Annotated in this window: 1 protein-coding gene; it reads left to right on the top strand. The window is 57.3% G+C overall.

Going from position 1 to position 1,110, the window contains the following annotated elements:
* Positions 1 to 42 precede the first annotated feature (42 nt).
* Positions 43 to 1,104: an IS701 family transposase gene (locus CKO27_RS23865; protein ID WP_200377399.1), complete on the top strand. Its 1,062-nt coding sequence runs from the start codon at positions 43 to 45 to the stop codon at positions 1,102 to 1,104.
* Positions 1,105 to 1,110: the final 6 nt, after the last annotated feature.

Raw genomic sequence — 1,110 nt, forward strand, 5'->3', positions numbered from 1 at the left:
CTGATGTTACGCAGAAGGCTCAGGACTTGGTAAGTTTCGAGGATGAACCAAGACGCTCTCGACATCTACACCGATTATTTGATCAGCACCTTCGGATCGGCCACGGCCACGGGGTTGGCGTCGATGCTCGATGGCGCCATCAGTCATGATCAAGTCACACGCTTTCTGTCCGAGCGTGACTACACGTCACGCGACCTGTGGTTGCAGGTGAAGTCGACGGTGCGCGAGATCGAGCAGCCCGATGCGGTGCTCATCTTCGACGACACGATCCAGGAAAAGGCCTGGACGGATGAGAGCGAGTTGATCTGTTGGCATTACGATCACTGCGCGAACCGCACGGTCAAGGGGGTGAATCTGCTCAATGCGCTGTATTCCAGTTCTGGCGTCTCAGTCCCCGTTGATTTCCGTCTGATTCGCAAGCCGTTGCAGTTCTGTGATGTGGCCACCCGACGGGCCAAACGGGCCAGCGAGGTGACAAAGAACGAACGGCTCCAAGAGATGTTTCGCCAAGCGCTGCAGAACCAGTTGATGTTTCGTTACGTGCTCATGGACAGCTGGTTCGCCTCGAAAGAGAACTTCGCGCTCATCCTCAGCAAGCACAAGCAGTTCGTGGCGGTTCTCAAGGACAATCGGCTGGTGGCCTTGAGCCAGGCCGACAAAGAGCAAGGTCGCTTCGTGCGGGTGGATTCGCTGCAGTTAGCGGACAAGCAGGCCGTGCGCGGTTGGTTGAAGGGCTTCGAGCATGAAGTTCTCCTCGTTGGCCGAGTCTTTACGAACAAAGATGGCAGCACCGGTCGGTTGCGTCTCGTCTGTAGTGACCTGACGTGCGATGGCGAGCGCGTCGCCGATCTCCACCAAAAACGGTGGAAGATCGAGGAGTTTCACAAATCGCTCAAGTCCAACGCGGCCTTGGCCAAATCACCGACCCGGACGCTGCGTACGCAGTCCAATCATGTGTTCCTCTCGATCTGCGCCGTCTTCAAGCTCGAATGCCTCAAGCGGGCCCACAAGCTCAACCATTTCGCACTCCGCGCGAAGCTCTATGTCGAGGCGCTTCAGCATGCTTTCGGCGAACTCAGGCGCTTGAAAGCGGCGGCTGCGTAACATCAG

This window comes from Thiocystis violacea (assembly GCF_016583575.1).
Taxonomy (GTDB): Bacteria; Pseudomonadota; Gammaproteobacteria; order Chromatiales; family Chromatiaceae; genus Thiocystis; species Thiocystis violacea.